This is a genomic window from Rhizobium sp. M10 (genome assembly GCF_002531955.1).
GTDB classification, from domain to species: domain Bacteria; phylum Pseudomonadota; class Alphaproteobacteria; order Rhizobiales; family Rhizobiaceae; genus Rhizobium; species Rhizobium etli_C.
In genome coordinates this window covers 15,954-39,297 of the sequence record NZ_NWTA01000022.1, presented here as the reverse complement: position 1 = coordinate 39,297, position 23,344 = coordinate 15,954, and the positions used below count along the sequence as shown (strand labels likewise).

At 62.1% G+C, this 23,344-nt stretch carries 22 protein-coding genes; 7 read left to right on the top strand and 15 right to left on the bottom strand.

Features of this window, described 5'->3' with window-relative positions; all coding sequences use genetic code 11:
- Nucleotides 1–88 precede the first annotated feature (88 nt).
- From CO671_RS26165 to CO671_RS26125, 9 genes are all read right to left on the bottom strand, one after another.
- Nucleotides 89–715: a DUF1629 domain-containing protein gene (locus CO671_RS26165; protein WP_097608373.1), complete on the bottom strand. Its 627-nt coding sequence runs from the start codon at nucleotides 713–715 to the stop codon at nucleotides 89–91.
- A 53-nt stretch (nucleotides 716–768) separates the two neighbouring features.
- The gene (locus CO671_RS26160; protein ID WP_097608372.1) at nucleotides 769–1,395 is read right to left on the bottom strand and encodes a DUF1629 domain-containing protein; all 627 of its coding nucleotides are present in this window, start codon (nucleotides 1,393–1,395) and stop codon (nucleotides 769–771) included.
- Between the two features lie 50 nt (nucleotides 1,396–1,445).
- The gene (locus CO671_RS26155) at nucleotides 1,446–2,153 is read right to left on the bottom strand and encodes a hypothetical protein (RefSeq protein WP_141514494.1); all 708 of its coding nucleotides are present in this window, start codon (nucleotides 2,151–2,153) and stop codon (nucleotides 1,446–1,448) included.
- Between the two features lie 433 nt (nucleotides 2,154–2,586).
- Nucleotides 2,587–3,606, bottom strand: a complete 1,020-nt coding sequence (locus CO671_RS26150) for an ABC transporter ATP-binding protein (RefSeq protein WP_097608370.1) — start codon at nucleotides 3,604–3,606, stop codon at nucleotides 2,587–2,589.
- On the bottom strand, nucleotides 3,594–5,288 hold the full coding sequence (locus CO671_RS26145) for an iron ABC transporter permease (RefSeq protein WP_097608369.1): 1,695 nt from the start codon (nucleotides 5,286–5,288) through the stop codon (nucleotides 3,594–3,596). Before CO671_RS26145 ends, CO671_RS26150 begins: the two co-directional genes overlap by 13 nt.
- Before the next feature lie 7 nt (nucleotides 5,289–5,295).
- Complete coding sequence (locus CO671_RS26140) at nucleotides 5,296–6,273, bottom strand: ABC transporter substrate-binding protein (protein WP_097608368.1); 978 nt, start codon at nucleotides 6,271–6,273, stop codon at nucleotides 5,296–5,298.
- Between the two features lie 88 nt (nucleotides 6,274–6,361).
- Complete coding sequence (locus CO671_RS26135) at nucleotides 6,362–7,108, bottom strand: SDR family oxidoreductase (protein ID WP_097608367.1); 747 nt, start codon at nucleotides 7,106–7,108, stop codon at nucleotides 6,362–6,364.
- A gap of 128 nt (nucleotides 7,109–7,236) precedes the next feature.
- Nucleotides 7,237–8,130, bottom strand: a complete 894-nt coding sequence (locus CO671_RS26130; RefSeq protein ID WP_097608431.1) for an AraC family transcriptional regulator — start codon at nucleotides 8,128–8,130, stop codon at nucleotides 7,237–7,239.
- 100 nt (nucleotides 8,131–8,230) lie between these two features.
- Entirely contained in the window at nucleotides 8,231–8,998 is a 768-nt protein-coding gene (locus CO671_RS26125) for an alpha/beta hydrolase (RefSeq protein ID WP_097608366.1), read from the bottom strand.
- Between the two features lie 192 nt (nucleotides 8,999–9,190).
- Between CO671_RS26125 and CO671_RS26120 the strand changes: the two genes are divergently transcribed.
- The 3 genes from CO671_RS26120 (at nucleotide 9,191) to CO671_RS26110 (ending at nucleotide 12,085) form a co-directional block, all read left to right on the top strand.
- On the top strand, nucleotides 9,191–9,661 hold the full coding sequence (locus CO671_RS26120) for a MarR family transcriptional regulator (protein ID WP_010034226.1): 471 nt from the start codon (nucleotides 9,191–9,193) through the stop codon (nucleotides 9,659–9,661).
- Nucleotides 9,662–9,891: 230 nt separating this feature from the next.
- On the top strand, nucleotides 9,892–10,950 hold the full coding sequence (locus CO671_RS26115) for an aldo/keto reductase (protein ID WP_010034223.1): 1,059 nt from the start codon (nucleotides 9,892–9,894) through the stop codon (nucleotides 10,948–10,950).
- 91 nt (nucleotides 10,951–11,041) lie between these two features.
- Complete coding sequence (locus tag CO671_RS26110) at nucleotides 11,042–12,085, top strand: DUF2278 family protein (protein WP_097608365.1); 1,044 nt, start codon at nucleotides 11,042–11,044, stop codon at nucleotides 12,083–12,085.
- A 275-nt stretch (nucleotides 12,086–12,360) separates the two neighbouring features.
- On the opposite strand, the gene CO671_RS26105 is transcribed toward CO671_RS26110, so the two are convergent.
- The gene (locus tag CO671_RS26105; RefSeq protein WP_097608364.1) at nucleotides 12,361–13,581 is read right to left on the bottom strand and encodes a PLP-dependent aminotransferase family protein; all 1,221 of its coding nucleotides are present in this window, start codon (nucleotides 13,579–13,581) and stop codon (nucleotides 12,361–12,363) included.
- A 319-nt stretch (nucleotides 13,582–13,900) separates the two neighbouring features.
- Between CO671_RS26105 and CO671_RS26100 the strand changes: the two genes are divergently transcribed.
- Both CO671_RS26100 and CO671_RS26095 read left to right on the top strand, forming a co-directional pair.
- Nucleotides 13,901–15,001 (top strand): branched-chain amino acid aminotransferase, encoded by a 1,101-nt coding sequence (locus CO671_RS26100; protein WP_010035117.1) that lies wholly within the window; start codon nucleotides 13,901–13,903, stop codon nucleotides 14,999–15,001.
- Nucleotides 15,002–15,075: 74 nt separating this feature from the next.
- Complete coding sequence (locus tag CO671_RS26095) at nucleotides 15,076–15,669, top strand: class I SAM-dependent methyltransferase (protein WP_097608363.1); 594 nt, start codon at nucleotides 15,076–15,078, stop codon at nucleotides 15,667–15,669.
- Between the two features lie 136 nt (nucleotides 15,670–15,805).
- On the opposite strand, the gene CO671_RS26090 is transcribed toward CO671_RS26095, so the two are convergent.
- Complete coding sequence (locus tag CO671_RS26090; protein WP_097608362.1) at nucleotides 15,806–17,800, bottom strand: PhoX family phosphatase; 1,995 nt, start codon at nucleotides 17,798–17,800, stop codon at nucleotides 15,806–15,808.
- 256 nt (nucleotides 17,801–18,056) lie between these two features.
- Between CO671_RS26090 and CO671_RS33460 the strand changes: the two genes are divergently transcribed.
- Nucleotides 18,057–18,476 (top strand): hypothetical protein, encoded by a 420-nt coding sequence (locus CO671_RS33460; protein WP_141514350.1) that lies wholly within the window; start codon nucleotides 18,057–18,059, stop codon nucleotides 18,474–18,476.
- On the opposite strand, the gene CO671_RS26085 is transcribed toward CO671_RS33460, so the two are convergent.
- The 3 genes from CO671_RS26085 to CO671_RS26075 form a co-directional block, all read right to left on the bottom strand.
- Complete coding sequence (locus CO671_RS26085; RefSeq protein WP_141514351.1) at nucleotides 18,406–19,167, bottom strand: hypothetical protein; 762 nt, start codon at nucleotides 19,165–19,167, stop codon at nucleotides 18,406–18,408. The genes CO671_RS33460 and CO671_RS26085 overlap by 71 nt on opposite strands.
- A 99-nt stretch (nucleotides 19,168–19,266) precedes the next feature.
- Nucleotides 19,267–20,286: a ketol-acid reductoisomerase gene (ilvC, locus tag CO671_RS26080; RefSeq protein WP_097608360.1), complete on the bottom strand. Its 1,020-nt coding sequence runs from the start codon at nucleotides 20,284–20,286 to the stop codon at nucleotides 19,267–19,269.
- 50 nt (nucleotides 20,287–20,336) lie between these two features.
- Nucleotides 20,337–21,002, bottom strand: a complete 666-nt coding sequence (locus tag CO671_RS26075) for a TetR/AcrR family transcriptional regulator (protein ID WP_010029103.1) — start codon at nucleotides 21,000–21,002, stop codon at nucleotides 20,337–20,339.
- Nucleotides 21,003–21,175: 173 nt separating this feature from the next.
- On the opposite strand from CO671_RS26075, the gene CO671_RS26070 reads away from it, so the two are divergent.
- Nucleotides 21,176–21,631 carry a hypothetical protein gene (locus CO671_RS26070; protein WP_097608359.1) on the top strand — a complete coding sequence of 152 codons (456 nt, stop codon included), beginning with the start codon at nucleotides 21,176–21,178 and terminating at the stop codon, nucleotides 21,629–21,631.
- A gap of 15 nt (nucleotides 21,632–21,646) precedes the next feature.
- On the opposite strand, the gene CO671_RS26065 is transcribed toward CO671_RS26070, so the two are convergent.
- Nucleotides 21,647–23,272 (bottom strand): FGGY-family carbohydrate kinase, encoded by a 1,626-nt coding sequence (locus CO671_RS26065; RefSeq protein ID WP_097608358.1) that lies wholly within the window; start codon nucleotides 23,270–23,272, stop codon nucleotides 21,647–21,649.
- Nucleotides 23,273–23,344: the final 72 nt, after the last annotated feature.

Here is a 23,344-nt window from a genome sequence, read left to right as displayed (position 1 = left end):
ACTGCGTCATCCGGCACGACGGCCATGCGGCTAAAGGCGCGCAGCGGCTGGCAAAAGGCGCTGCCATTGCCCCGGCCCCCTCGGATGATTAGTCGGCCTCGACGATGCGGCAGGCGCGGAAACCAAAAACCCGACCCATTTTGGCCGCCCGCAGCGCCTGCATAAGACGGTCGCTCAGGAAAAATATGCGATTTAAGGGAGGGCTGACCCACAAGTCAGGGCCCTTGAGTGCGGCAGGGCTGACGGCCACCTCGTTATCATGAAGATCCGGCCACATGCTCAGAGTGCCGTCGCCAAATTCCATGACCCTTTGTGAATGCTTCCGAAGGAAAACATCCTTGCGCTCGCCGATGTTCAGGCAAAAGTATTCTCCCTCCACCGGCGTCTTGCGGTCATGCTGAAAAAGCTTGATTGGATAGAGCGAGGAGTGCCCGAGATCGAATTGGCGGAGCACATCGGCGCAGGCCGCTGAAACCACCACCGCGCCTGCGGCAAGCACGAGATCGGCCTGCTTTTTTTCCTTCTTGTCGGGGTACTTGGCAAATATCTCCTTTGGAAAATGCTCAGCAGACATCCGCTCGCCCGCTTGATTTAGTTCGGCCATCTGACCGAGGCCCATCCCCGTTGGCAACGGATCAGCCGTAAACCCCTTGATCCGTGTTGAGTCCATGAAGGCGCGGCTGGCCCAGACCTGTGTCTCTTGTGACTGCGCCATCGTTGCATTATCTCCTGACCCCTTCACATGCGCACCGACCAATCTCGGATGATTTAGGCAGCTTCGACCACGCGGCAGGTGCGGAAGCCAAAGACCCTGCCCATTTTCGCCGCCCGCAAGGCCTGGGTTAGCCGATCACTCAGAAAAAAAATACGTTTCACGGGCGGGCTAACCCACAGGTCAGGGCCTTTGAGTGCGGCCGCGCTCACAGCCACCTCGTCGTCAAGAAGACTTGACTGCATTCTGAAACCGCCAATACCGTATTCAAGGACCCGTTGTGAGTGCTCGCGCAGGAAGGTGTCCTTGCGCTCGCCGATATTGAGACAAAAGTATTCTCCCTCCACCGGCGTCTTGCGGTCATGCTGAAAAAGCTTGATTGGATAGAGCGAGGAGTGCCCGAGATCGAATTGGCGGAGCACATCGGCGCAGGCCGCTGAAACCACCACCACGCCCGCGGCAAGCACGAGATCCGCCTGCTTTTTTTCCTTCTTGTCCGGATATTCGGCAAAGATCTCCTTTGGAAAATGCTCGGCAGACATCCGCTCGCCCGCTTCATTCAACTCAGCCATCTGACCAAGATCCATCCCCGTCGGCAACGGATCAGCGGTAAACGCCTTGATCCGTGTTGAGTCCATGAAGGCGCGGCTGGCCCAGACCTGTGTCTTTTGTGAATGCGCCATCGTTGCGAGAATCTCCTGATTCAGTTCATGCGTACCGACCAATCGGATGATTAGTCGGCCTCGACAATGCGGCAGGCGCGGAAACCAAAAGCCCGGCTCATTTTGGCCGCCCGCAGGGCTTGTGTTAGACGATCACTAAGAAAGAATACGCGGATCAAAGGCGGGCTGACCCACAAGTCAGGGCCAACAAGTGCAGCAGGGCTTACGGCGATGTCATCATCTTGAAGTGTGGGTGGCATCTTCAATCGCCCACTGCCGAGCACCGTTACGAGCGGCGAGTGCTCAGGGCGAAAAACATCCTTGCGCTCGCCGATGTTCAGACAAAAGTATTCTCCCTCCACCGGCGTCTTGCGGTCATGCTGAAAAAGCTTGATTGGATAGAGCGAGGAGTGCCCGAGATCGAATTGGCGGAGCACATCGGCGCAGGCCGCTGAAACCACCACCACGCCCGCGGCAAGCACGAGATCCGCCTGCTTTTTTTCCTTCTTGTCCGGATATTCGGCAAAGATCTCCTTTGGAAAATGCTCGGCAGACATCCGCTCGCCCGCTTCATTCAACTCAGCCATCTGACCAAGATCCATCCCCGTCGGCAACGGATCAGCGGTAAACGCCTTGATCCGTGTTGAGTCCATGAAGGCGCGGCTGGCCCAGACCCGTGCGTTTTCCGGTTGCGTCACAGCGGTAATAATCTCCTGATTCAGTTCACATGCGCACAGACCAAATCCTGCCCAATAGTAGGGTAAAGTAGGATTGTTCAACTCACGCTCGCTGCCAAGTTCAACGAGAGATTATCAACCACATTTGGCAAGCGAATGCGTAAGTGACGACACGTCCCTTAATCAACGATACTTCTGCATAGAAAAAATAAGTCTGAAAACACTCCGCCCCTCCAAACTGGCATTTGCACTTACGATCACTATTCATGATAGATTTTAGCTATGTTGCCAACCATAATTTGCAACACGCTCTGCAAATCTTTACCGATGGGGATCGCCAGCGCCGTCATCGGCCGCGTGTCGTCGGTGGCCGCGAACCCACGCCTGCACAAGCTTCTGATAGACGCCCTCGCTCGACACCTCACGACGCTTCAAGGGCCAGCTCCCGTCGGCGGCCCTTGGACTCGTCAGGGACGCCCCCTCCCGGCGATTCATGTGTTCGGCCTTGAACCGTCCCCTGTTCTAGGCAGCTCCATCAAAGCCGCCAACCCGCGCGGATGACGACGCGCACGGCTTCACCAGATACGACAGCCACGCGGCTGAAGGCGCGCAGCGTCTGGCCGTTGCCGAGCGTCAGCTTGACGGCATAACGCTCGCCCTCGAACAGCACGGATTCGACGGTTACCGGAGCCCCCTCGCCGCCGACCACAACATCTTCCGGCCGCACGAGAATATCGGCGCCATCGGTGTTGGCCGCCTGGAGCGCATCCTGCAGTTCATCCCATTCCAGATGGCGTTCGCCGCCCATGACAGGCAGTGTCAGGATCGCGCCGCGTCCGATCAGGCTGCCGACGATGCGGCCCTCCGGCCGGGCATAGATTTCGGCCGGCGGCGCCACCTGCAGCAGCCGGCCTTCGGACATGACGGCGACATCGGTCGCCAGCGCCATCGCCTCGCTCTGGTCATGGGTGACATAGATCATCGTCGCGCCCGAGCGTTGGTGAAATTCTCTAAACGTCTCCTCCATCTCCTGCTTCAGGTGCCGGTCGAGATTGGCGAGCGGCTCGTCGAGGAGGACGACGTCGGGCGATGTCACCAGGCAGCGGGCGAGCGCCACGCGCTGACGCTGGCCGCCGGAGAGATCGGCCGGCCGCCGCCCGGCATGATCGGCAAGCCGGACGGTGGAAAGCGCCTCGCCGACCTTCGTCCGGTATGCCTTGCCGGAGACGCCGCGCACCTTTAGGGGATAGCCGACATTGTCGGCGACGCTCATATGCGGCCAGAGCGCATAGGACTGGAAGACCATCGCCATGTTGCGCTTCTCGGGCGGCAGCGCCTGGGCTGCATTGGCAAGCAGCCGTTCGCCGAGATGGATGGAGCCGTCGGAGGGCGTCTCGAAACCGGCGATCATGCGGAGAACCGTGGTCTTGCCGCAGCCGGAAGGCCCGAGCAGCGCCAGGAAGCCGCCCTCGCGCACATCGAGCGAAAAATCGCTGACGGCGGCGCGGCCGGTGCCGAAATCCTTTGCCACCCGGTTGAGGATCAGCTTCGCCATGGGACCACCCCTTTCGGCAGGCGTTTCGCCAGGAGTTCCAAAAGCACCATCATGACGACGACCATCAGGACGACGAGCACCGACAGCGCCGAGGCAAGGTCGGAGCTGCCGCTGTCGTCGAGATTGTAGATGGCGACGCCGAGCGTCTGGGTGCCGGCCGACCAGAGCAGCGCGGAAATCGTCAGCTCGTTGCAGGCGATCAGGAAGACGAGGATGACGGAAGCGCCGGCGGCGGGCGCAATCAGCGGCACGATGATATCGGAAAGCCGCCGAGAGAAACCGGCGCCGGACAAACGTGCTGCCTCCTCCAGCGCCGGATCGAGCTGGTGGAAGGCGCTGACCACGGGCTTCAGGCTGACGGCGAAGAAGGAGGAGAAATAGGCAATGAGAATGATCCAGATCGTGCCGTAGAGCGAGATGTGGAGGAAGGGGATGGGCGCTGCGAAAACCAGGATGAAAGCGACCGCCATGACGATGCCGGGCAGCGAATAAGGTATCTCGATCAGGCTCGCGATGATGCGGGACGCCGCATCCTTGCGCCGCGTCAGCATATAGGCCGCAAGCACGGTCACCACCAGGAGACACACGGCGGTGGCGCCGGCAAGCGAGATCGAGTTGACGAAAGCCGTGCGCGTCACCGCCTGCCGGAACAGGATCTCCTGGAAGGCATGCAGCGACATGGTCTTGAAGGTGAGCGGCACGCCGTAGGCGGGAACCAGCGCGCCGGCGACGAGCGCGAAGAAGGGTGCGGCGAGCATGAAGAACAGGATCGCCCAGAGGAGCGGCATGAAGGCGAACCGCCAGGCGCCGAGCTCGAAGGCGGCGCTCGCCCCGGACAGGCCGATGACGCGGTAATCGCGGCCTCTGAGCGCCCTATCCTGGATCATCAGCCCGGCGACCGAGATCATCGCGATGATTGCCGACAGCACGGCGACATCGCCGAAGGTACGGCTGGTGAAGGCGGAAAACTTGGTGAAAATCAACGTCGGCAGCGTGAAGATCGAGGCGGGTATGCCGAGAATGGCGGGAATGCCGAAATTGCCGGTGCAGGAGACGAATGAGATCGCAGCACCCGCGATGATGCCGGGCAGCGACAGAGGCAGGATGATGTCGCGGAAGACTCGAAAGCTGGAGGCGCCGGAAAGCCGTGCGGCCTCGACGCCGTCACGCGGCAGCGTCATCAGCCCGGCCCTGAGCGCGAGATAGACGAGCGGCGCATGCTGGACGCCATAGAGCAGCGCGATGCCGCCGACCGAATAGAGCGGCTGCGGCGAGCCGAGCGGCGGAGCGATCGCGAGCGCCTTCAGCAGCGGGCTCGACGGCCCCGACATCTGCACCCAGGCAAGGGCCGTCACCTGCGGCGGGATCATCATCGGCAGCACGAAGAAGAAGCTGAGCAGCCCCTTGCAGCGGATGTCGGTCAGCGTCAGCAGGAAGGCGAAAAGGCAGCCGATGAGAAGTGAGAGGATCGTGCCGAGAACGGATGTGACGACGGTGTAATAGGTGGCCTGCCAGAGCGCCGGGTCGGCGAGCACATCGGTGACACCGCCGCTGGCGAAGCCCGCGATCCCTGCTATGGCAAGGCGGGCGAGCGGCAGCACGCTGAGGATGAGCACGGTAATGACGATAAAAGGAAACAGCCAGGCGGGCTGGCTGTTTCCTGCTCTGACATAGCCTGGCATGAAGAGATCAGTTCGAGCCGTAAATGCCCGAGAAAGTCTTCAGGTCCTGGTCGGTATTCTTCAGCGCTTCAGCCGCATTGACCGGCAGGACCTTGATCGTGTCGCGCGCCGGGAAGCCTTCCGGCACCTTCATGCCGTTGCGGGCCGGGATATAGCCGAGCTTGAGGAAGCCTTGCTGGCCCTTTTCGGAGAGCACGTAATCGACGAACTTCTTGGCGGCCTCGGCATTCTTGCTGCTGGCGAGGATGCCGACCGGCTCGGTGACGGCGGAAACGCCGTCGCTCGGGAAGACGAATTCGACCGGAGCACCCTTGGCCTTTTCGCGGATCGGCAGGTAGTCGACGACCATGCCGTAAGCCTTCTCACCCGAGGCGACCGACTTCAGCACGGCGCCATTGCCGCCGGCGGCAATGGCGCCGTTTGCCTGAAGCGACTTGTAGAAGTTCCAGCCGAGGCCGGGAACGGCGGCAAGCGTCTGTGCATGGATGAGGGCCGCACCCGAAGCAAGCGGGCTCGGCATGGTGACGAGGCCCTTGGCTTCCGGCTTGGCCAGATCCTTCCAGCTCGCAGGCTTCATGCCGGCCGAGGTGTTGTACATGATGCCGGTGGTGATCAGCTTGGTCGAGTAATAGTAGCCGTCGGCGTCATAAAGGGTGGCGTCATACTGGGCGGCTTCCGGCGACTTGTAGGCGAGCAGCTTGCCCTCTTCCTTCAGGCGCTCCAGCGTCACCATGTCGGCGATCAGGAGAAGGTCGGCGACCGGGTTGCCGGCCTGGATCTCGGCCTGCAGTTTGGCCATGATCTTCGGCGTGCCGTCGCGCACCCAGTCGACCTTGATATCGGGATTGGCGGCCATGAAGCCATCGACCGTCGCCTGCGCATCTTCGTTCGGCTGGCTGGTGTAGAGAACGAGGTTTGCGGCCGAAGCCGGAATGGCAAAAAGGCTCGCGGCGAGAAGGGCTGTGGCGGAAACGATCGTTTTCATGGGAGGGATCCTCGGGATTGCGTCACCCTCCCTTATTAGGGGTCGTTGACAGAGATGTGACAGGCGGCGGCAGGCTCCGCCGCCCATGTCACCAGGGCTGCTGCGTGGGCATCACGAAGAGCTCGGCGATATCCATGCGGGCCGGCGCCTGCAGCGCGAAGAGCACCGTCTCGGCAATGTCACCGGCCTTCAGGAATTCCATCTGCTCCTTGAGCGCTTCCATCTGGCCACGATAATTGCCGTCGGAAATATGTTCGAAGAGTTCGGATTCCACCGCGCCCGGCTGGATGCAGGTCACGCGGATATTATGCTTCTTGGAAAGCTCGAGACGCATGCCTTCCGAGATTGCCGTCACCGCGTGTTTGGTGGCGCAATAGACGGCAAGGCCCGGGAAGACCTTCCTTCCGGCGATCGACGAGGTGTTGACGATATGTCCGCCCTTCTGCCTGATCATCATGGGCAGGACCGCGGCAGTCGTGTTCAACAATCCCTTGATGTTGACATCGACCATGCGATGCCACTCATCGGTCTTCAGCGCCTCCAGATCCGAGATCGGCATCAGGCCGGCATTGTTGAAGAGAATGTCGATCGAGCCGAAGGCTTCTGCGAGCTTTTCAGCGCCCGCCGTGACGGAGGCCTGATCGACAACGTCCATTTCGAGAGCGACGGCCTGACCGCCATTGGCAGCGATCTGCTGTTGCAGCGCAGAGAGCCGGTCGAGCCGGCGGGCGGCGAGCCCGATCTTGGCGCCTGCCTTAGCAAGCTTCAGCGCGGTGGCAGCGCCGATACCGCTCGACGCACCGGTGACGAGAGCAACCTTACCATCAATAGACATGTTTGCTTCCTTTCATGTGGCCGCTGCGAATACGGAGCCGGCCGCTGTTGACGGAAGACAATCTAGGAAAGGCGGCTGGCCTTCGCGCTCGGGCCTTTGCGGTCGATGTCGCGATCTTGCGGCAATCGTCAGCCGTCGCGATATTGCGATGGCGTGACGCCAACGGCCTTGCGGAAGACGGTGGCGAAATGGCTGGGGCTGGAATAGCCGACGTCGAGGCCGATCTCGATGATGCCCCGGTCGGTTTCCCGAAGCAGCCTGCGCGCCTCGGCCATCCGCATGCGGATGAAATATTCCGAGGGCGAATAACCCGTCGACTGTTTGAAGACCCGGCTGAAATGGAACGGACTGAGACCTGCTTCGGCCGCAAGCGCTTCCAAGCTGAAGGCCTCGGCAATGCCGCTTGCCATCAGATCCGTCACCCGGCGAAGCTTGAACGCCGGAAGGGCAACCCGGCGCCGCGGCGGCCGATCCGCATCCGCGTAGGAGCGCACGAGATGGACGGCCAGCGCCTGGGCAACGCCCTGCACGAAAATCTCGCTCGGGTCGCTCGCCTCGGTCAATTCGCTGAGGATCAGCTGCAGCAGATGGTTTATCAAGGGATCGCGTCCGGCCGATACGTCGCGCAGGCAAAGCCGGTCGTGGCCGATAGACAGGACCTCCGCGGCGGCCGCCTCGATCAGCGGCAGGCCAAGATAGACATGCATCACGCGGAACGGTTCGGCCGAGGTGGAGGTCCAGCGCATCTCATAGGGCGTCGCCGAATTGGTCAGGTAGAAGTCGCCGACATCGGCGCGGGCGGCCTGCCATTCACCGGAGAATTCGCGCTCTTCTATGACGGCCGAGCCTGAAAGGATCGAGACCAGCAGCGGCTCGGCAACGGCGGGAACGATCAGCCCCTCTTCCCGTCCGCTATGCGACAGGAGATGCACGAGAACGTTCCTCCAGGCAGGTCCCTCGCTTCGTGAGAGAAGGCGGCCATGGATGTGGTCTTTGAGCTTATCGGCGGAGGTTCTGAGCATCCGCGCATTCTGCGAGAACGGCTGCGGTCTTTTCAAGCCCATGATGGGGCTTGCAGCATTCGGGCCACGGCACTCTCGCGCCGTGGCCCTGGAACGAATGTTATTTCGCAGCCTCTTCGATCAGTTCGGCAACCTTGTCAGGATGCGACACCATCACGACGTGGGAGGCGCCATTGACGACGACGGTCCGCTTGGACCCTGCCCGCTCGGCCATGAAGCCAAGGGCTGCGGCCGGGATGTTCTTGTCGCCGGTGCCGTAGACGAACCACGACGGCAGCTTCTTCCAGGCCGGCGCGCCGGATTTGTCGGTGAGCGCCGCCTCGGTGACCGGGCGTTGGCCAGCCGCCATCACGGCCGCCTGTTCAGCCGGCACGTCGCTGGCGAACTGGTCATGGAACTTCGCCTGGTCGATATAAAGATCAACGCCGCCGGTGCTGAGCTTTACCGGGGCCGCCAGCGCTCCGCTCAGCGTGCCGCCCGGAAACTTGCCGGCAAGATCGGCAACCGATTCCCCTGCATCGGGCGCGAAGGCCGCGACATAGACCAGCGACTTGACGTTGTCGTGGCCGTTCGCCGCAGTCGAAATGACCTGGCCGCCATAGGAATGGCCGACGAGGACAACGGGGCCGGCGATGCTGCCGACGACGTCAGAGACATAGGCAGCATCATTGGCAACGCTGCGCAACGGATTGGCGGCGGCCACGACCGGGAAGCCGTCCTTGCGCAGGATTTCGACGACGCCGTTCCAGCTGGATGAATCGGCAAAGGCGCCATGGACGAGGACGACGGTCGGCTTGGCCGGCTGAGCAACGGCAGCACCGGAGAAAAGCGCGCCCGCCAGGGCGACGGCAGCAGCAAACTTGAACATTGGTCATTTCCTTTCGTCGGTTGAGTGTCACAGGAGCCGAAGTGGGGTTGACGCGCTTTCCGGCTCTCGCGTTCGTCATTTAATTTGCAGGCGATTTCTTTGTACACGATCTAATTAGGTCATCTCGTCCGGGACGTCAATAGCTTGCAAACAGATCGCGCACAAATTATATTGAGGCCGAAGGAGAGCGTGATGAAAGACACCACATCGAATGAACTCGCCGACGTGCCCAAGATCGATGAAATGCTTTGCTTTTCGATCTATTCAGCCGGCCACGCCTTCAACCAGCTTTACCGCCCGCTGCTCGACGAATTGGATCTCACCTATCCGCAATTCCTCGTCATGACCGCTCTGTGGGCGCGTGACGACCGCACGGTGAAGGATCTCGGCGAGACGCTTTTCCTCGATTCCAGCACCCTCACCCCGCTGCTGAAGCGGCTCGAAAATGTCGGCCTCGTCACCCGCAACCGAAATCCCGCCGACGAACGCCAGGTGCTGCTGCGCCTGACGAAAGAGGGACAGGCCCTGAAACGCCGCGCCACCCACGTGTACGACTGCATCGGCAAAGCCGTCGGCCTCGACGCCGAGACCGTCGGCAAGATCAGGGACACGATCGCTTCGATCCGCGACACCATTCACAACAGGGATACGGGCGAGGCCTGACGCGAGGCCGCCTCCCCGCGCCGCTGCGACGGTTTTCGTTCGACAAGCCGATAGCATATTGTAGGATCTGTCGGCTGCCGGCACGCGCGATCGGTCATCACCGCCACGCGGCCCGAGACGCCGGTGCCCCGCAAATCTTGCCTAAGCCTCACGCAGGCGTGAACCACGCCGCCATTGCCATTCGGCCGTGCTGAGGTACGTCAATCCTGTTTTGATGAAGGAGGAGTTTTATGGAATATCGTCTGCTCGGCCGTTCCGGCCTGAAAATTTCGACATTGACCATGGGCACGATGACCTTCGGCGGCGTCGGCTGGGCGAAGATGGTCGGCGATCTCGGCGTCTCCGAGGCGAAGAAGATGATCGATATATGCATTGATGCCGGCATCAATCTGATCGACACCGCCAACGTCTATTCATCCGGCGAATGCGAAAACATCATCGGCGAGGCGCTCGCCGGCAAGCGGCCGCAGGGCGTGCTGCTCGCCACCAAGGCCCGCTTCGGCATGGGCGACGGCCCGAACGACCGCGGCCTTTCGCGCTACCATCTGATCCGCGAATGCGAGGCGAGCCTGAAGCGCCTGAAGACCGATGTCATCGACCTCTACCAGGTGCATGAATGGGACGGCCAGACGCCACTCGAAGAGACGATGGAAGCGCTCGACACCCTGATCAAGCAGGGCAAGGTGCGTTATGTCGGCTGCTCGAACTATTCCGGCTGGCACATCATGAAGGCGCTTGGGCTCGCCAACGAGCACGGCTATCAGCGCTTCGTCAGCCAGCAGATCCACTATACGCTCGAATCCCGCGACGCCGAATACGAGCTGCTGCCGATCTCGATCGACCAGGGCCTCGGCGTCCTGGTCTGGAGCCCGTTGGCCGGCGGCCTGCTCTCCGGCAAGCATCGCCGCAACCAGGCTGCACCCGAAGGCACGCGCCAGTTCGCCGGCTGGACAGAACCGCCGATCCGCGATGAAAACCGTCTCTGGAACATCGTCGAGACGCTGGTGGCGATCGGTGACGAGCGCGGCGTCTCGGCCGCTCAGGTGGCGCTCGCCTGGCTGATCGGCCGCAAGGCGGTCACCTCGGTCATCATCGGCGGGCGCACCGAGGCCCAGTTCCGCGACAACATTGCCGCTGCCGAGCTGAAGCTGACGGAAGAAGAGCGCAAGCGCCTCGACGCCGTCAGCCTGCCGCCGATCCTCTATCCCTATTGGCACCAGCTGAACACCGCAAGCGACAGGTTGAGCGAAGCCGATCTCGAACTCTTCGGCCCGCATCTCCAGCAATAGCAGCTGAGGCCTGCTCGGCGGAGGATACGCGTCACAAAAGATGCACTTTATCAGTGCTAGCATGAGATCCCGCCACTGTAGCGAGGTTCTCATGCTGAAGAATTACAAGGTCCTGAAGGGTACGGCGAGCGCGCTCGCCCTTGACGACGACAACGATCCCCATATCGAGATCCGCATCGAGGCGGACGGCGTGAGCTACCGCATCGCGCTGAACGTCCGCTCGAAGATGTCGCCCCACGACCTGCTCTACGCCAATATCGTCGATTTCAAGCACGCGGCGCTGACGGAGGCGCTGGAAGCCCTGCCGATGGGCCTGACCGACATCCGCAAAGACCGTCCGGAGCTTGCGATCGATTATGTCCGCGGCGGCCTGATCGAGCGCGAGGATATGGATGTCGCACCCTTCCAGCTCTCCGGCCCGAAGAACGATCTGAGGGAATTCATCGAGCCGATCGTCGAGGAAGGCATCGCCGATCCCGACATCCATTTCTATGCCTTCGGCGAAGCCTGGGGGCCCGAGCACAACAAGCCCGACCAATATTTCGATTTCGAACCCGGCAACGGCATCCACGACATCCACATGAACCAGGGCGACAATGGCGGCTTCAAGGCCACCAACGGCCCGAACCAGGATGGGGCGCTGCTCGTCCACTTCACCGATACCGACGAATGGGCGGCGATCTTCCTCTGCTTCCAGTCGCAGAACTGGAACACCGATGCGGCCACCGGTCATCCGGTCGCCGAGGATCGCGGCGGCCAGGGCCGCGGCGAAGGCACGCGCCGGCCGCAGCCAGTCGTCGCCTCGTCGCTGCGTATCATCGCCGCGCTGATCAATCCGGTGAATGGCGAAGGCGGCACCGAGGCCGAAACGGTGACGCTGATGAACCGCTCCGACATGTCGGTGTCGCTCGACGGCTGGAAGCTGGAAGACGAAAACGGCCGGACCCAGACGCTGTCGGGAACGCTTGCCGCAGGCGAGATCCGCACCATCGCGCTCGACGCCGCAGCCGGCGGCCCGCAGCTCGCCAACCGCGGCGGCGACATCATCCTGCGCAACACCGACGGAGCGGTGGCCGACCGCGTCGGCTACGGCAAGAGCGAGACGGCGAACGAGGGCTGGACGACGATTTTTTGATTAGACGCTGGTGCACTGGTTTGCAAAAACATGGCAATGGAAGGATAAACGCTTACCCCTTCCCTCTGAGAGAAGAGGGCGTACCGTGCGGCCCCCTCATCCGGCTGCCGCCACCTTCTCCCCGCCGGGGCGAAGGGGTTGTGGCAACGTCTCGCGCTCATCTCTGCAATCGAAAGGCGGGGCAAGCGGCTTGCTCCCTCTCTTCTCCCCAGCGGGGAGAAGGTGGCCCGAAGGGTCGGATGAGGGGGCTGCACGGCACAGCCCCTCGCAAGCAATCACCCACCAATCTCATCCGAGATCAGCTTGCCCAACCGGCTGATCCCATCCCCGATCATTTGCTCGTTGGCGCAGGAGAAGCTGAGGCGGAAGGTGTTGGCGCCGGAGCCGTCGGCGAAGAAGGCCTTGCCGGGTACGAAGGCGACCTTGGCGGTTTCGAGCGATTTCGCCAGGAGCTTGGCGCCATCCATGCCTTCCGGCAGCGTGATCCAGATGAACATGCCGCCTTCCGGCTTCGTCCAGCTGGTGCCCTTGGGCATATATTTCTCAAGCGCCGCCAGCATGCAGTTGCGCCGATGGCTGTAGGCGGCCTTGATCTTGGCGACCTGCGCATCGAATCCACGTTCGGCCACATGGCTGATCGCGATCTGGTTGATGGTCGAGGAATGCAGGTCGGCCGCCTGCTTCATCAGCACCAGCTTGCGGATGACGGGCGCATTGGCGACGATGAAACCGACGCGAAGACCGGGCGCCAATGTCTTGGAGAAGCTGCCGCAATAGATCGTGCGGGTATGGTTGATATGGCCCCTTTCGGCAATCTCCAGCGCCAGGATCGGCGGGATCGGCTCGCCGTCGAAGCGCAGCGACTGATAGGCGGCGTCCTCGATGACGGCGACGTCGAGTTCTTCGGCAAGCGCCAGCACCTGCTTGCGGCCGGCGAGATCGACCGTTTCACCGGTCGGATTGGAGAAATCGGCGGAGAGATAGGCAAATTTCACCTTGCCGCCGGCGGCGGCTGCCGCCGCGCGGTAGGATTCCGGTGTCCGGTTGCCGCCTGGCGTCAGCTGGTCATAGGCCGGCTCATAGGCGTTGAAGGCCTGCAGCGCGCCGAGATAGGTCGGCCAGGTGACCAGCGCGGTGTCATTCGGCGACAGGAACAGCTTGCCGAGATAATCGAGCCCCTGCTGCGAACCGGAGACGATGAAGATGTTGTCGAGTTCGCAGGGAATGCCGAGACCCGCCATCTGCTTGGCCAACCATTCGCGCAGCGGCTTGTAGCCTTCGCTGACCGAATATTGCAGCGCCGAATTGACGGCAGGACCTGCGAAGATATCGGCGTAGGCCTGCTTGAATTCCTGATCCGGAAACAGCGCCGGATCAGGAATGCCGCCGGCAAAGGAGATGATTTCGGGCCGGTCGAGAAGCTTCAGGAGCTCGCGAATTTCGGATGCGCGCATGCGCGACGAGCGCGATGCAAACATGGTGTCCCAGTTCAGCATGGGGTTTCCTCGTATTTTTCTATAATACGGCCGACAAACCATGCGGCGGAAATTATGTCAACAATACTGACCTATTTTCTTGTCATGGTGACATGTTGGAGACTTTATATTCCAAAGCCTTGGATATTCCGGATCTCACTTGATATTGACGCCATCCGATATCGAAGCCGCTCGGTCCCGGATTTGCTGCTCGACAGCAGCCACATCAAGCGATTATTCCTCCGATCAAAGCCGAAACCGACTGATTCAGACCTTTCCAAGACCGGCTCGGCGGCGGTAGTGTCGCCGCCACTCTTCAATTTACTATCAAGGTGCAGCAATGACCGTGACGTCGGCCTCTCCGGAAATCAAAATCGAACTCCACAAATCTCCCGTCTCGGACGCCGAACGTATTCAGGCACTGGAGGCGCCCGGCTTCGGCAAGCTCTTCACGGATCATATGGTCCTGGCACGATGGACGGCCGACAAGGGCTGGCACGATGCGAAGGTTACGCCGAGGCGGCCCCTGGAACTCGATCCGGCGAGCGCCGTGCTGCACTACGCGCAGGAAATCTTCGAGGGCATGAAAGCCTACAAGGCGGACGACGGCCGGATTCTGCTCTTTCGACCTGAAGAGAATGCGCGCCGCTTCGCGCAGTCGGCGACCCGCATGGCGATGCCTCCGGTGCCGGAAGAACTCTTCCTGAAGGCGGTCGAAGAACTGGTCCGCGTCGACAAGGCCTGGATACCTTCCGGCGACGCCAGCCTCTATCTTCGCCCCTTCATGTTCGCCAACGAGGCGTTTCTCGGCGTTCGTCCGGCCCAGGAATACGTCTTCTGCATCATCGCCTCTCCGGTCGGCGCTTACTTCAAGGGCGGCGCGAAGGCCGTCTCCCTCTGGGTCGAGACCGAATACACCCGTGCAGCCGCCGGCGGCACCGGTGCCGCAAAATGCGGCGGAAACTACGCAGCCAGCCTCGTGGCGCAAGCCGAGGCGACGAAGAAGGGTTGCGATCAGGTCGTCTTCCTGGATGCCGCAGAGCATCGCTGGGTCGAAGAACTCGGCGGCATGAACGTCTTCTTCGTGATGAACGATGGGTCGGTAGTCACCCCACCGCTTGGCGGCACGATCCTGCCTGGCATCACCCGGGCTTCCGTGATCGTGCTCGCCGAAGAAAGAGGCTTGCGGGTCGAGCAGCGCCCCTACTCGTTTACGGAATGGCAAAACGACGCTGCCAGTGGCAGGCTCGCCGAAGCGTTCGCTTGCGGCACCGCCGCAGTCCTGGCGGGTATCGGCCTGGTTCGACATGCCGGCGGCGAGTTTCTGATCGGAGACGGACAGACCGGCAAATTGACCAGCGAACTGCGCCAGCAGCTCGTCAGTCTGCAGAAGGGCATAACGAACGATGAGCACGGCTGGACGCGCCTCATCCCGGCCTGAACTCGGTCGTGCGCCGACCTGCTTTCGGAAAGACACCTTCAATTCCAACCGACGTTGGGGATCGGCCGCTCCGCATGCACCGTGACAGCACCTCCGCCTTCTACGACGAAAACGCCGAGATTTATGCAAATCGGGCGCGCAGCCTGCCAAAGCAAGAGCTCGATGCCTTCCTCGCGCGGCTCGCACCGGGTGCCGCAATCCTCGAACTCGGCTGCGGCGGCGGGCAGGACAGCGCCTACATGCTGTCGCAGGATTTCGACGTGACACCGACCGACGGCTCGGCCGAGCTTGCAAGGCAGGCGGAAGTGCTGATCGGCAGGCCGGTCCGGGTCATGCTGTTCCAGCAGCTCGACGCCGAAAACGCCTACGACGGCGTCTGGGCGCATGCGAGCCTGCTCCATGTTCCGAGATCCGAGCTCGCCGACGTCTTCGCCCGTATCCGCCGCGCTCTGAAAACCGGCGGTCTCCTCCATGCAAGTTTCAAAGCAGGCGAGGCTGAAGGCTATGACGGCTTCGGGCGCTACTACAACTATCCCTCCGCAGACTGGCTGTCAGAGCTTTTGACCAAAAGCGGCTGGCGCAACGTCGCCATCAGCGAAAGCGACGGCGGCGGCTATGACGGCAAGCCGACGCGGTGGATCACCGTGATGGCGCTGAGGGCCGCATAACGCGAATACCCGGCGCGGCGACAGGCTCATAAAGGCGGCCGGAAGAGGAGCTCGTCCCGGCCGCTAAATGGCATTCGCAGCGAGTTGGCAGCCTGACTGCCACTCGCCCTGAGGCTCGACGCCGCGTTTCCTGTCGTCAGACCGCAATCTTGCCGCCGCCAGCCTTGGTGATCGCAACGACCGCAGGACGCACCGGCATATCAGGTTTGAAGTCCGGCCAGCGGGTGGAAAGATCCTCGTAATAGGACGGGCGGCCATGGCCCGGCCAGTCCTCGCCGCCATCGCCAGGATGCTGCACGGCGACGAACGCCGTCTGGTCGTCCGGCGTGAACAGCGGGCCGCACATTTCGGCGCCGACCGGCACGCGGAAGAACAGTTTCGAGGTGGCGCGCGCCGCCCCTTCGGTATCGACGGCCCACAGACCGTCGGTGCGGCCGGTGGCCTTGTTGTTATTGCCATCCGTCGACACCCAGAGGCGGCCGGCGGCATCGACGGCACAGTTATCGGGCATGCCGAACCAGCCGTTCTTGGTCGTTTCGGTCGAGAAGGTCGCGCCGACGGCCGCAACCGAGGGATCGCCGCACTTCAGGAGCACTTCCCACTTGCCTGAGGTGGCCGTGAAGTCGCCGTCGTTTTCCGAGATTTCGATGATGTGGCCGAAGGCGTTTTCCGCGCGCGGATTGGCGGCATCCACCTGGTCGGCCTTGCGGCGGGTATTGTTGGTCAGCATGACATAGACCTTGCCGTTGACGCCGTTCGGCTGGACGTCTTCCGGGCGGTCCATCTTGGTGGCGCCGAGCGCGTCACCGGCGCGGCGACATTCGATCAGCACGTCAGCCTGGCTGGTGAAGCCGTTCTCCGCCGTCAGCGGCCCCTGGCCGAAGACCATCGGCAGCCACTGCATGGTACCGTCCTCGTTGAACTTGGCGACGTGGAGCGTGCCGCTGTCGAGCAGGTTCATGTTGGCGGCGCGATCATTCGGGTTGAACGCCGCTGATGTCACGAACTTGTAGACATAATCGAAGCGCTCGTCGTCGCCGAGATAGAAGACGACCTTGCCGTTCTTGGCGACGATCGACTCGGCGCCCTCATGCTTGGTGCGGCCGAGCGCGGTCCGCTTCTTAGGTGCCGCCGTCGGGTCCATGACGTCAACCTCGACGATCCAGCCGAAACGGTTCGGCTCGTTCGGCTCCTTGGAAAGATCGAAGCGGTCGTAGAAATTGGCCCACTCGTAGGCGCCTTCCGGAACGCCGTAACGCTTGTAGTTCGCGGCTTCCTTGTGACCTTCCGGCAGCGCGCCGGAGAAATAGCCGTGGAAGTTTTCTTCGGCCATGATGTAGGTGCCCCAGGGCGTGACGCCGCCGGCGCAGTTGTTGATCGTGCCGATGGCGCGGGTGCCGGTCGCATCGGCGCTGGTCTTCAGACGGTCGTTGCCGGCGGCCGGGCCGGTGATTTCCATCGGCGTGTTGGCGGTGATGCGGCGATTGTATTTGCCGTCGGTGACGACCTGCCACTTGCCACCCGTCTTCCGAATCTCGACGACGGTGCCGCCATGGGCCGCCATCTCGACATCCACCTGCTCCTTGCTGAGCGCGCCCTGCTTGATCTTGCCGTCGACCACCTGCACCAGCCCGGCAAACATCAGATGCGGGTTCGTGTATTCGTGATTGACGACGAGCAGGCCATGTTCGGACGAACCGTCGAGCGGAATGAAGCCGACATAATCGTTGTTGTAGCCGAACTGCTTGCTCTGGGCATCGGCCGTCTGCTTCGTCGGATCGAACGCAGGCGCCCCCGGCAGCACGGCATCGCCCCAGCGCAGCAGAATATCGGCATCATAACCTTCAGCGACATGATGCTTGTCGTCGACGCCGGCCTCCACTTCGGAGAAGTTGAAGGCAGAGCCTTTATTGTCTGCAGCGCGCGCCTCGTCCGCGCTCATCAGCGCGATCGGGCTCACTGTGGCGGCAATGGCGGAAACGGCAAGCGAACCCTGCAGAAAATTGCGGCGCGAAAAACGCTTGCCGATGATTTCACCCATCGTCGGATTGGCGCTGGTGTTGTGGCCGTCACCATCCGCGTCCTCAAGCTGAGTCGTCGGGAAAATTTTCTGGGAAAGATGCTCGTTCATCCGATGCCTCCACGGTTCAAACTGGTGTCAAATTATCTTGTTTTTAGACCCATTCTAAACCTAGAGGCGCGATATTACGGTTTTGCGACAAGAACGCCTTGAGGATGCTGTTCTCTCAGGCGGGAACGATACGGCTCAATCAAAGGCCAAGGCTGGACATTGCCGTGGTCGACACGTTGCCTCCGCCCTATAACTCCCCCGTCATGAAGATGAGGTCGAAGTGCCAGAGACAGGCAGGATAGGCAGAGGAGCTGGAATGGTCTTTAAACCGCAACGATGGATGACTCGTGACTTCATTTTCACGGCGCCGCCCGCATTTCCCGACGTTACCGCCCTCCAACCCGAACGCTTCCACCTTCGGCCGCATCCGCGCAACTCGGAGCTTCCAGCGCTCGTCGTTGCGGCGCTCGACGGAAGCCAGCCGTGGGATCTGGATGCGGGCTTCGCAGCGATTGCCGCGGATCTTATCGGATCAGAAGACCAGACCGAATGGTCTCTCGCCCCCATTCAGGTGCTTGGTCATGAAGGACGATATGGAACGGCAAGCCTGTCCTCTGCAAAGCCGGATGGGGCGACCGCTTCTAAGATCGGCGGGAGCGACGTCGTCAATCCGGCGACCCAACGCGAGAAGGCAGACGCCGCAATTCTCGTATTTCATCGAGTAGTCGCTCGATGAGCCAATCCCGTTGCGGCGGTATAGCATCAATCAAGCCGATGAATGCATTTTCGATGATATCGCCCTTGAGCCATTCAATGACGCGAAGGCGCTTTTCCGGCGCGACATCACACCAGTAGCCATTTCCCCGGTAGAGGCTTTTGAGATCGGCACTGGCGAGTTGCAAGAAGGCGTTCGGCATTGGCTGCTTTAGCCACAGATCAAGGCATGGCTGGAACTGAAGATCGAGCATCGCTATAGCCACGATCCAGTCCCAAGCCGATGCGCCGGAATCGGGGTCCTGCAGCCTCTTATAGGCCCAGGCCGAATAAAAGAAGTTCGCGATGGCTGTCTGCTGGGCAATCGGCCATTGCTGCCAGTCACACAATAAAAGCTTGGAAGCGACAGTCGGCGGCTCGAAGCCTGGTGCGGAAGTATTGAAGAGAGCGCAGTGGAGAATGCGCGGCAGAAAGTGCCTGAAGTCATCGACCGAGCCGACTGTCGTTATCGCACTTGCTGCATATGGGCCAAGCTCCGCCGCATTTATTTCCCGCAAAGGCGCCGATTTGAGCGCGGTGAGGATCTTCTCTGCGTCGCGCAACGGCGAAGCGTCCAGCGAAGACGGAAAAGGATATTCGAAGAATGCGGGATAAAGCGTCTCGAGGCTGTCTTCCAAGTCCTGCCTTGCAGACCGCATAATCGCTTCAAACACATCAAAATCCCAATATGACAGCGTCGATAACGGAGCCAGCAATAGCAAAAGAGGCCGGAGCTTTCACCCCGGCCTCCCGTTCAATGTCAGCGAAATCGCTTAGTTGACCGACTTGTCGACCAGCTTGTTCTTGCCGATCCAGGGCATCATGCCGCGCAGCTTGGCGCCGACTTCCTCGATCTGGTGGCTGTCGTTGTTGCGGCGGATGCCCTTGAAGCGGGCAGCACCGGAGCGGTATTCCTGCATCCACTCGGAGGTGAACTTGCCGGTCTGGATGTCCTTGAGGACGCGCTTCATCTCGGCCTTGGTTTCTTCGGTGATGATGCGCGGACCGGTGACGTATTCGCCCCACTCGGCCGTGTTGGAGATCGAGTAGTTCATGTTGGCGATACCGCCTTCATAGATCAGGTCGACGATCAGCTTCACTTCGTGCAGGCACTCGAAATAGGCCATTTCGGGCGCGTAGCCTGCCTCGGTGAGCGTTTCGAAACCGGCGCGGATGAGCTCGACGAGACCGCCGCAGAGAACGACCTGTTCGCCGAAGAGGTCGGTTTCGCACTCTTCGCGGAAGTTGGTTTCGATGATGCCCGAACGGCCGCCGCCGACGCCGCAGGCGTAGGAGAGAGCGAGTTCAAGCGCATTGCCGGAAGCGTTCTGGTGAACGGCCACGAGGCAGGGAACGCCGCCGCCCTTCTGGTATTCGCCGCGAACCGTGTGGCCCGGGCCCTTGGGCGCGATCATGACGACGTCGACCGAAGCCTTCGGCTCGATCAGGCCGAAATGCACGTTGAGGCCGTGGGCGAAAGCGATGGCAGCGCCGTCACGGATGTTCGGAGCGATATCGGCCTTGTAAATGTCGGCCTGCAGCTCGTCCGGCGTCGCCATCAACATCAGGTCGGCCCAGCCGGCGGCTTCGGCAACCGTCATGACCTTGAAGCCGTCGGCTTCGGCCTTCTTGACTGTGGGCGAACCGGCCTTCAGCGCGATGACGAGGTTCTGGGCGCCGCTGTCCTTGAGGTTCAGCGCATGGGCACGGCCCTGCGAACCGTAGCCGATGACGGCGACCTTCTTGGCCTTGATGAGGTTGAGATCGGCATCACGATCGTAATAGACGCGCATTTGAAGTTCCTTCCCTTGTGCTTGTCCTGTTGACTGTCATTAAGGCGAAATCAGCCGAGAGCCGGCATCTCCGCCAGTACCTTTTCCGTGCCGTAGAGCCGGAGGAAGGCGGTCACCGCCTTCTCCGCCTGGCGCGCGGTATCCTTGAGGCCGGGTTCGCCGAGCAGCATGCGCACATGCAGATCGGAGACAACAAGGCCGTAAAGCGTATGATAGGCCTCGTCGGCATCGGCAAAGCGCAGGAGCCCTGCCCTCTTGCCGGAATCGATCAGCGCCATGGCGCGACGGTCGATCTGGCGGCGGCCGCGCTCGAGAAGGAGCTTGCCGAGCTTCGAGCCGTCGCGATGCGACTGGCCGATAGCGAGCCGGTTCAGCGCCAGCGAGACGTCGCCGGCCAGCACCTCCAGCAGGTCGCGCGCGAAGATGACGACATGGTCGTGCAGGCTCGCCGCCGTCAGCCGCTCACCGTTGCGCTCGAAGGTGCGCACCTTGCTCGCCTGATAGGCGATCATCGCCGAGAGCAGGCCATCGCGGTCGCCGAACCACTTGTAGAGGCTTTCCTTGGAGCAATTGGCGGCACGCGCGACACCCGAGGTCGTCAGCGCCTTCTCACCGCCATCGACGAGCAACCGCAGCGCCTGCTCCAGAACGGCGTTCTGGCGCGGCGAAAATTCGCTCGGCTCTGCAGTATCGACGGACACGGTCATGGCTCCCATATACGTACCGTACGGTACGGTTCGTGAGCTTTATGCGGCAAACCGAACGGGCCGTCAAGCCAGGCCCGGGAGATTTTTATACGGGAAAGGCGGGCGCAGCACCAGAATTGGATAGGCGGACACTGATGGCGATTGCATAATGCTTGTCGAACGTCATTTGCCGGGAGCCTTCCATGCCGCGCCTGTCTGCTGCCCTTCTCCTGGCTGGAGCGATGCTCCTGGCAGCGGCGCCCTTCACCGGCCGCGCCGCCGCGCAGGATAGCGAGGTCTATGATCGCATCGAGGAACTGCACGGCGATGCCGCGGGCTTCGACCGGCCGCTGCGCCAGCTCGTTCTCGCCATGCGCTCCGGCGATGCCGAGACCATTGCCGGCCTTGCCGAATATCCGCTGAGCGTGAAGGCCAATGGCGAGACCTACGATGTCGAGAGCGCCGAGGATTTCGTCGAGAATTTCGACGATCTGGTGACGCCGGAGACCCGCCGCGCCGTCGGCCGCCAGCAATATCAGGATCTCTTCGTCAGCAGCGAGGGCGTCATGCTCGCAAACGGCGCCGTCTGGATGGGCGCGGTCTGCGACGACAACGCCTGCGACGAGAGCCATTGGGCGATCATCGCCATCAACAATTAGCCTCGCGCAGCCATGTCAGCTGCGAAGCTTGCGCGCCAGCGTCTGCAGCTCCTTGAACGCTTCGTAACGCTTGCGGTGGAGGTCGGAAACCTCGCCGTCTGACGGCTGAAAACGTGTTTCCACCCTGGTGAGTTCGCCCATCGCCGCGCGCACGTCGGCAAATTGGCGGCCGGCGACGGCGCCGAGGATCGCTGCGCCGAGCAGCACCGGCTCTTCGGCCTTCGTGGCGACCACCGGCTTGCCGCTTGCATCGGCGAGCACCTGGCGGACGAAATCGTGCTGGCCGGCGCCGCCGCTGATGACGATGTTTTCGACGCTGACGCCCGCCTCGGCCTGCGTTTCGATGATCTGCCTGAGGCCGTAGCCGATGCCGCAAAGCCCGGCGATGTAGAGCGCAACCAGGCTGTCGACATCCCGCTCCATGCCGAGACCGGCGATAACAGCCCGGGCATGCGGATCGGCAAAGGGCGCGCGGTTGCCGAGGAACTCGGGAACGACATGCAGCCCGGCCGCCAGCTTGACCGCATCGGAAGCACGGCCCGCCTTGTCGGCGGCCATGTCGGCAAGCAGGACCGGCAGCGCAATGCCCGCGCTCGTCGCAAGCTCCCTCGCCTCGCCGGCCGCCGGATGGAAGGAGAGGAGCTGGTCGATCGCCGCGCCGGCGGCGCTCTGGCCGCCCTCGTTCAACCAGAGGCCCGGCACCATCGCCGAATAGTAAGGACCCCAGACGCCGGAAACGAAAGACGGTTCCGCCGTCGATGTCATCGTGCAGGAAGAGGTCCCGAAAACATAGGCGAGATTGGCCTGCGGATCGGCGCCGACGGTTCCGACGCCGCCGGCATGGGCATCGATCAGCCCGGCCGCGACCGCCGTTCCCGGCAGCAGACCGAGTTCATCCGCTGCCGCAGCGGTCAGTCCCTGACCAAGCGCCGAACCCGGCTCGACGATGGACGTGCCGATGCGGGCAAAACCTTCGTCTGCCAGCACGCCGAGGCCGATCTGATGGAAATAGCTGCCGTCCCAGCGCTTCTCATGGGCGAGATAGGTCCACTTGCAGGTGACCGTGCAGGTCGAGCGCGACAGGTCGCCGGTCGCCCGCCAGGTGAGGAAATCCGCAAGATCGAAGAATTGCCAGGCGGCATCGAACACGGCGGGACGGTTTTCCCGGAGCCAGAGAAGCTTCGGCGTTTCCATCTCCGGCGAGATGCGGCCGCCGACATAACGCAGCACGTCATGCCCGAAGGCGTTGATGCGCTCCGCTTGCGGGACGGCCCGGTGGTCCATCCACACGATGATATCCCGGTCCGGATCTTCCGAAGGCCCGACGGGCAGCGGCTTGCCGCCTTCGCCGAGGACGACGAGCGAGCAAGTGGCGTCGAAGCCGAGCCCGACCACCGAAGCCCGATCGATGCCGGCTGCTGCAACCGCCTCCCGCACGGCGGCGCAAACAGCGCGCCAGATCTCGCTGCTCGACTGCTCGACGATGGAACCGGCTTCATGAAACAGGCTGATATTGCGCTTGGCGGAGGCAAGCATGCTGCCGGCCATATCGAACAGGCCCGCCCGGGCGCTGCCGGTGCCGACATCGACGCCGATGACATATTTGGCGCCGGCTTCCGGGGTGTGGGATGTGTCGCTCATGGTCTCTCGTTTCAGATCGCCAGGGATCGGGTTGATGGGCAGCTGTGGCCGGGGACGCTGACATTACGCGGT

Excerpts from the sequence above, each read along its gene's own strand:
- CO671_RS26075 (WP_010029103.1), bottom strand. The coding sequence starts at position 21,002 with ATGGGAGCCATGACCGTGTCCGTCGATACTGCAGAGCCGAGCGAATTT.
- CO671_RS26070 (WP_097608359.1), top strand. The coding sequence starts at position 21,176 with ATGCCGCGCCTGTCTGCTGCCCTTCTCCTGGCTGGAGCGATGCTCCTG.
- CO671_RS33460 (WP_141514350.1), top strand. The coding sequence starts at position 18,057 with ATGGTCTTTAAACCGCAACGATGGATGACTCGTGACTTCATTTTCACG.
- CO671_RS26160 (WP_097608372.1), bottom strand. The coding sequence starts at position 1,395 with ATGGCGCATTCACAAAAGACACAGGTCTGGGCCAGCCGCGCCTTCATG.
- CO671_RS26120 (WP_010034226.1), top strand. The coding sequence starts at position 9,191 with ATGAAAGACACCACATCGAATGAACTCGCCGACGTGCCCAAGATCGAT.
- CO671_RS26165 (WP_097608373.1), bottom strand. The coding sequence starts at position 715 with ATGGCGCAGTCACAAGAGACACAGGTCTGGGCCAGCCGCGCCTTCATG.
- CO671_RS26105 (WP_097608364.1), bottom strand. The coding sequence starts at position 13,581 with ATGCTGAACTGGGACACCATGTTTGCATCGCGCTCGTCGCGCATGCGC.
- CO671_RS26125 (WP_097608366.1), bottom strand. The coding sequence starts at position 8,998 with ATGTTCAAGTTTGCTGCTGCCGTCGCCCTGGCGGGCGCGCTTTTCTCC.
- CO671_RS26065 (WP_097608358.1), bottom strand. The coding sequence starts at position 23,272 with ATGAGCGACACATCCCACACCCCGGAAGCCGGCGCCAAATATGTCATC.
- CO671_RS26130 (WP_097608431.1), bottom strand. The coding sequence starts at position 8,130 with ATGCTCAGAACCTCCGCCGATAAGCTCAAAGACCACATCCATGGCCGC.
- ilvC (WP_097608360.1), bottom strand. The coding sequence starts at position 20,286 with ATGCGCGTCTATTACGATCGTGATGCCGATCTCAACCTCATCAAGGCC.
- CO671_RS26095 (WP_097608363.1), top strand. The coding sequence starts at position 15,076 with ATGCACCGTGACAGCACCTCCGCCTTCTACGACGAAAACGCCGAGATT.
- CO671_RS26115 (WP_010034223.1), top strand. The coding sequence starts at position 9,892 with ATGGAATATCGTCTGCTCGGCCGTTCCGGCCTGAAAATTTCGACATTG.
- CO671_RS26100 (WP_010035117.1), top strand. The coding sequence starts at position 13,901 with ATGACCGTGACGTCGGCCTCTCCGGAAATCAAAATCGAACTCCACAAA.
- CO671_RS26090 (WP_097608362.1), bottom strand. The coding sequence starts at position 17,800 with ATGAACGAGCATCTTTCCCAGAAAATTTTCCCGACGACTCAGCTTGAG.
- CO671_RS26145 (WP_097608369.1), bottom strand. The coding sequence starts at position 5,288 with ATGCCAGGCTATGTCAGAGCAGGAAACAGCCAGCCCGCCTGGCTGTTT.
- CO671_RS26135 (WP_097608367.1), bottom strand. The coding sequence starts at position 7,108 with ATGTCTATTGATGGTAAGGTTGCTCTCGTCACCGGTGCGTCGAGCGGT.
- CO671_RS26150 (WP_097608370.1), bottom strand. The coding sequence starts at position 3,606 with ATGGCGAAGCTGATCCTCAACCGGGTGGCAAAGGATTTCGGCACCGGC.
- CO671_RS26140 (WP_097608368.1), bottom strand. The coding sequence starts at position 6,273 with ATGAAAACGATCGTTTCCGCCACAGCCCTTCTCGCCGCGAGCCTTTTT.
- CO671_RS26110 (WP_097608365.1), top strand. The coding sequence starts at position 11,042 with ATGCTGAAGAATTACAAGGTCCTGAAGGGTACGGCGAGCGCGCTCGCC.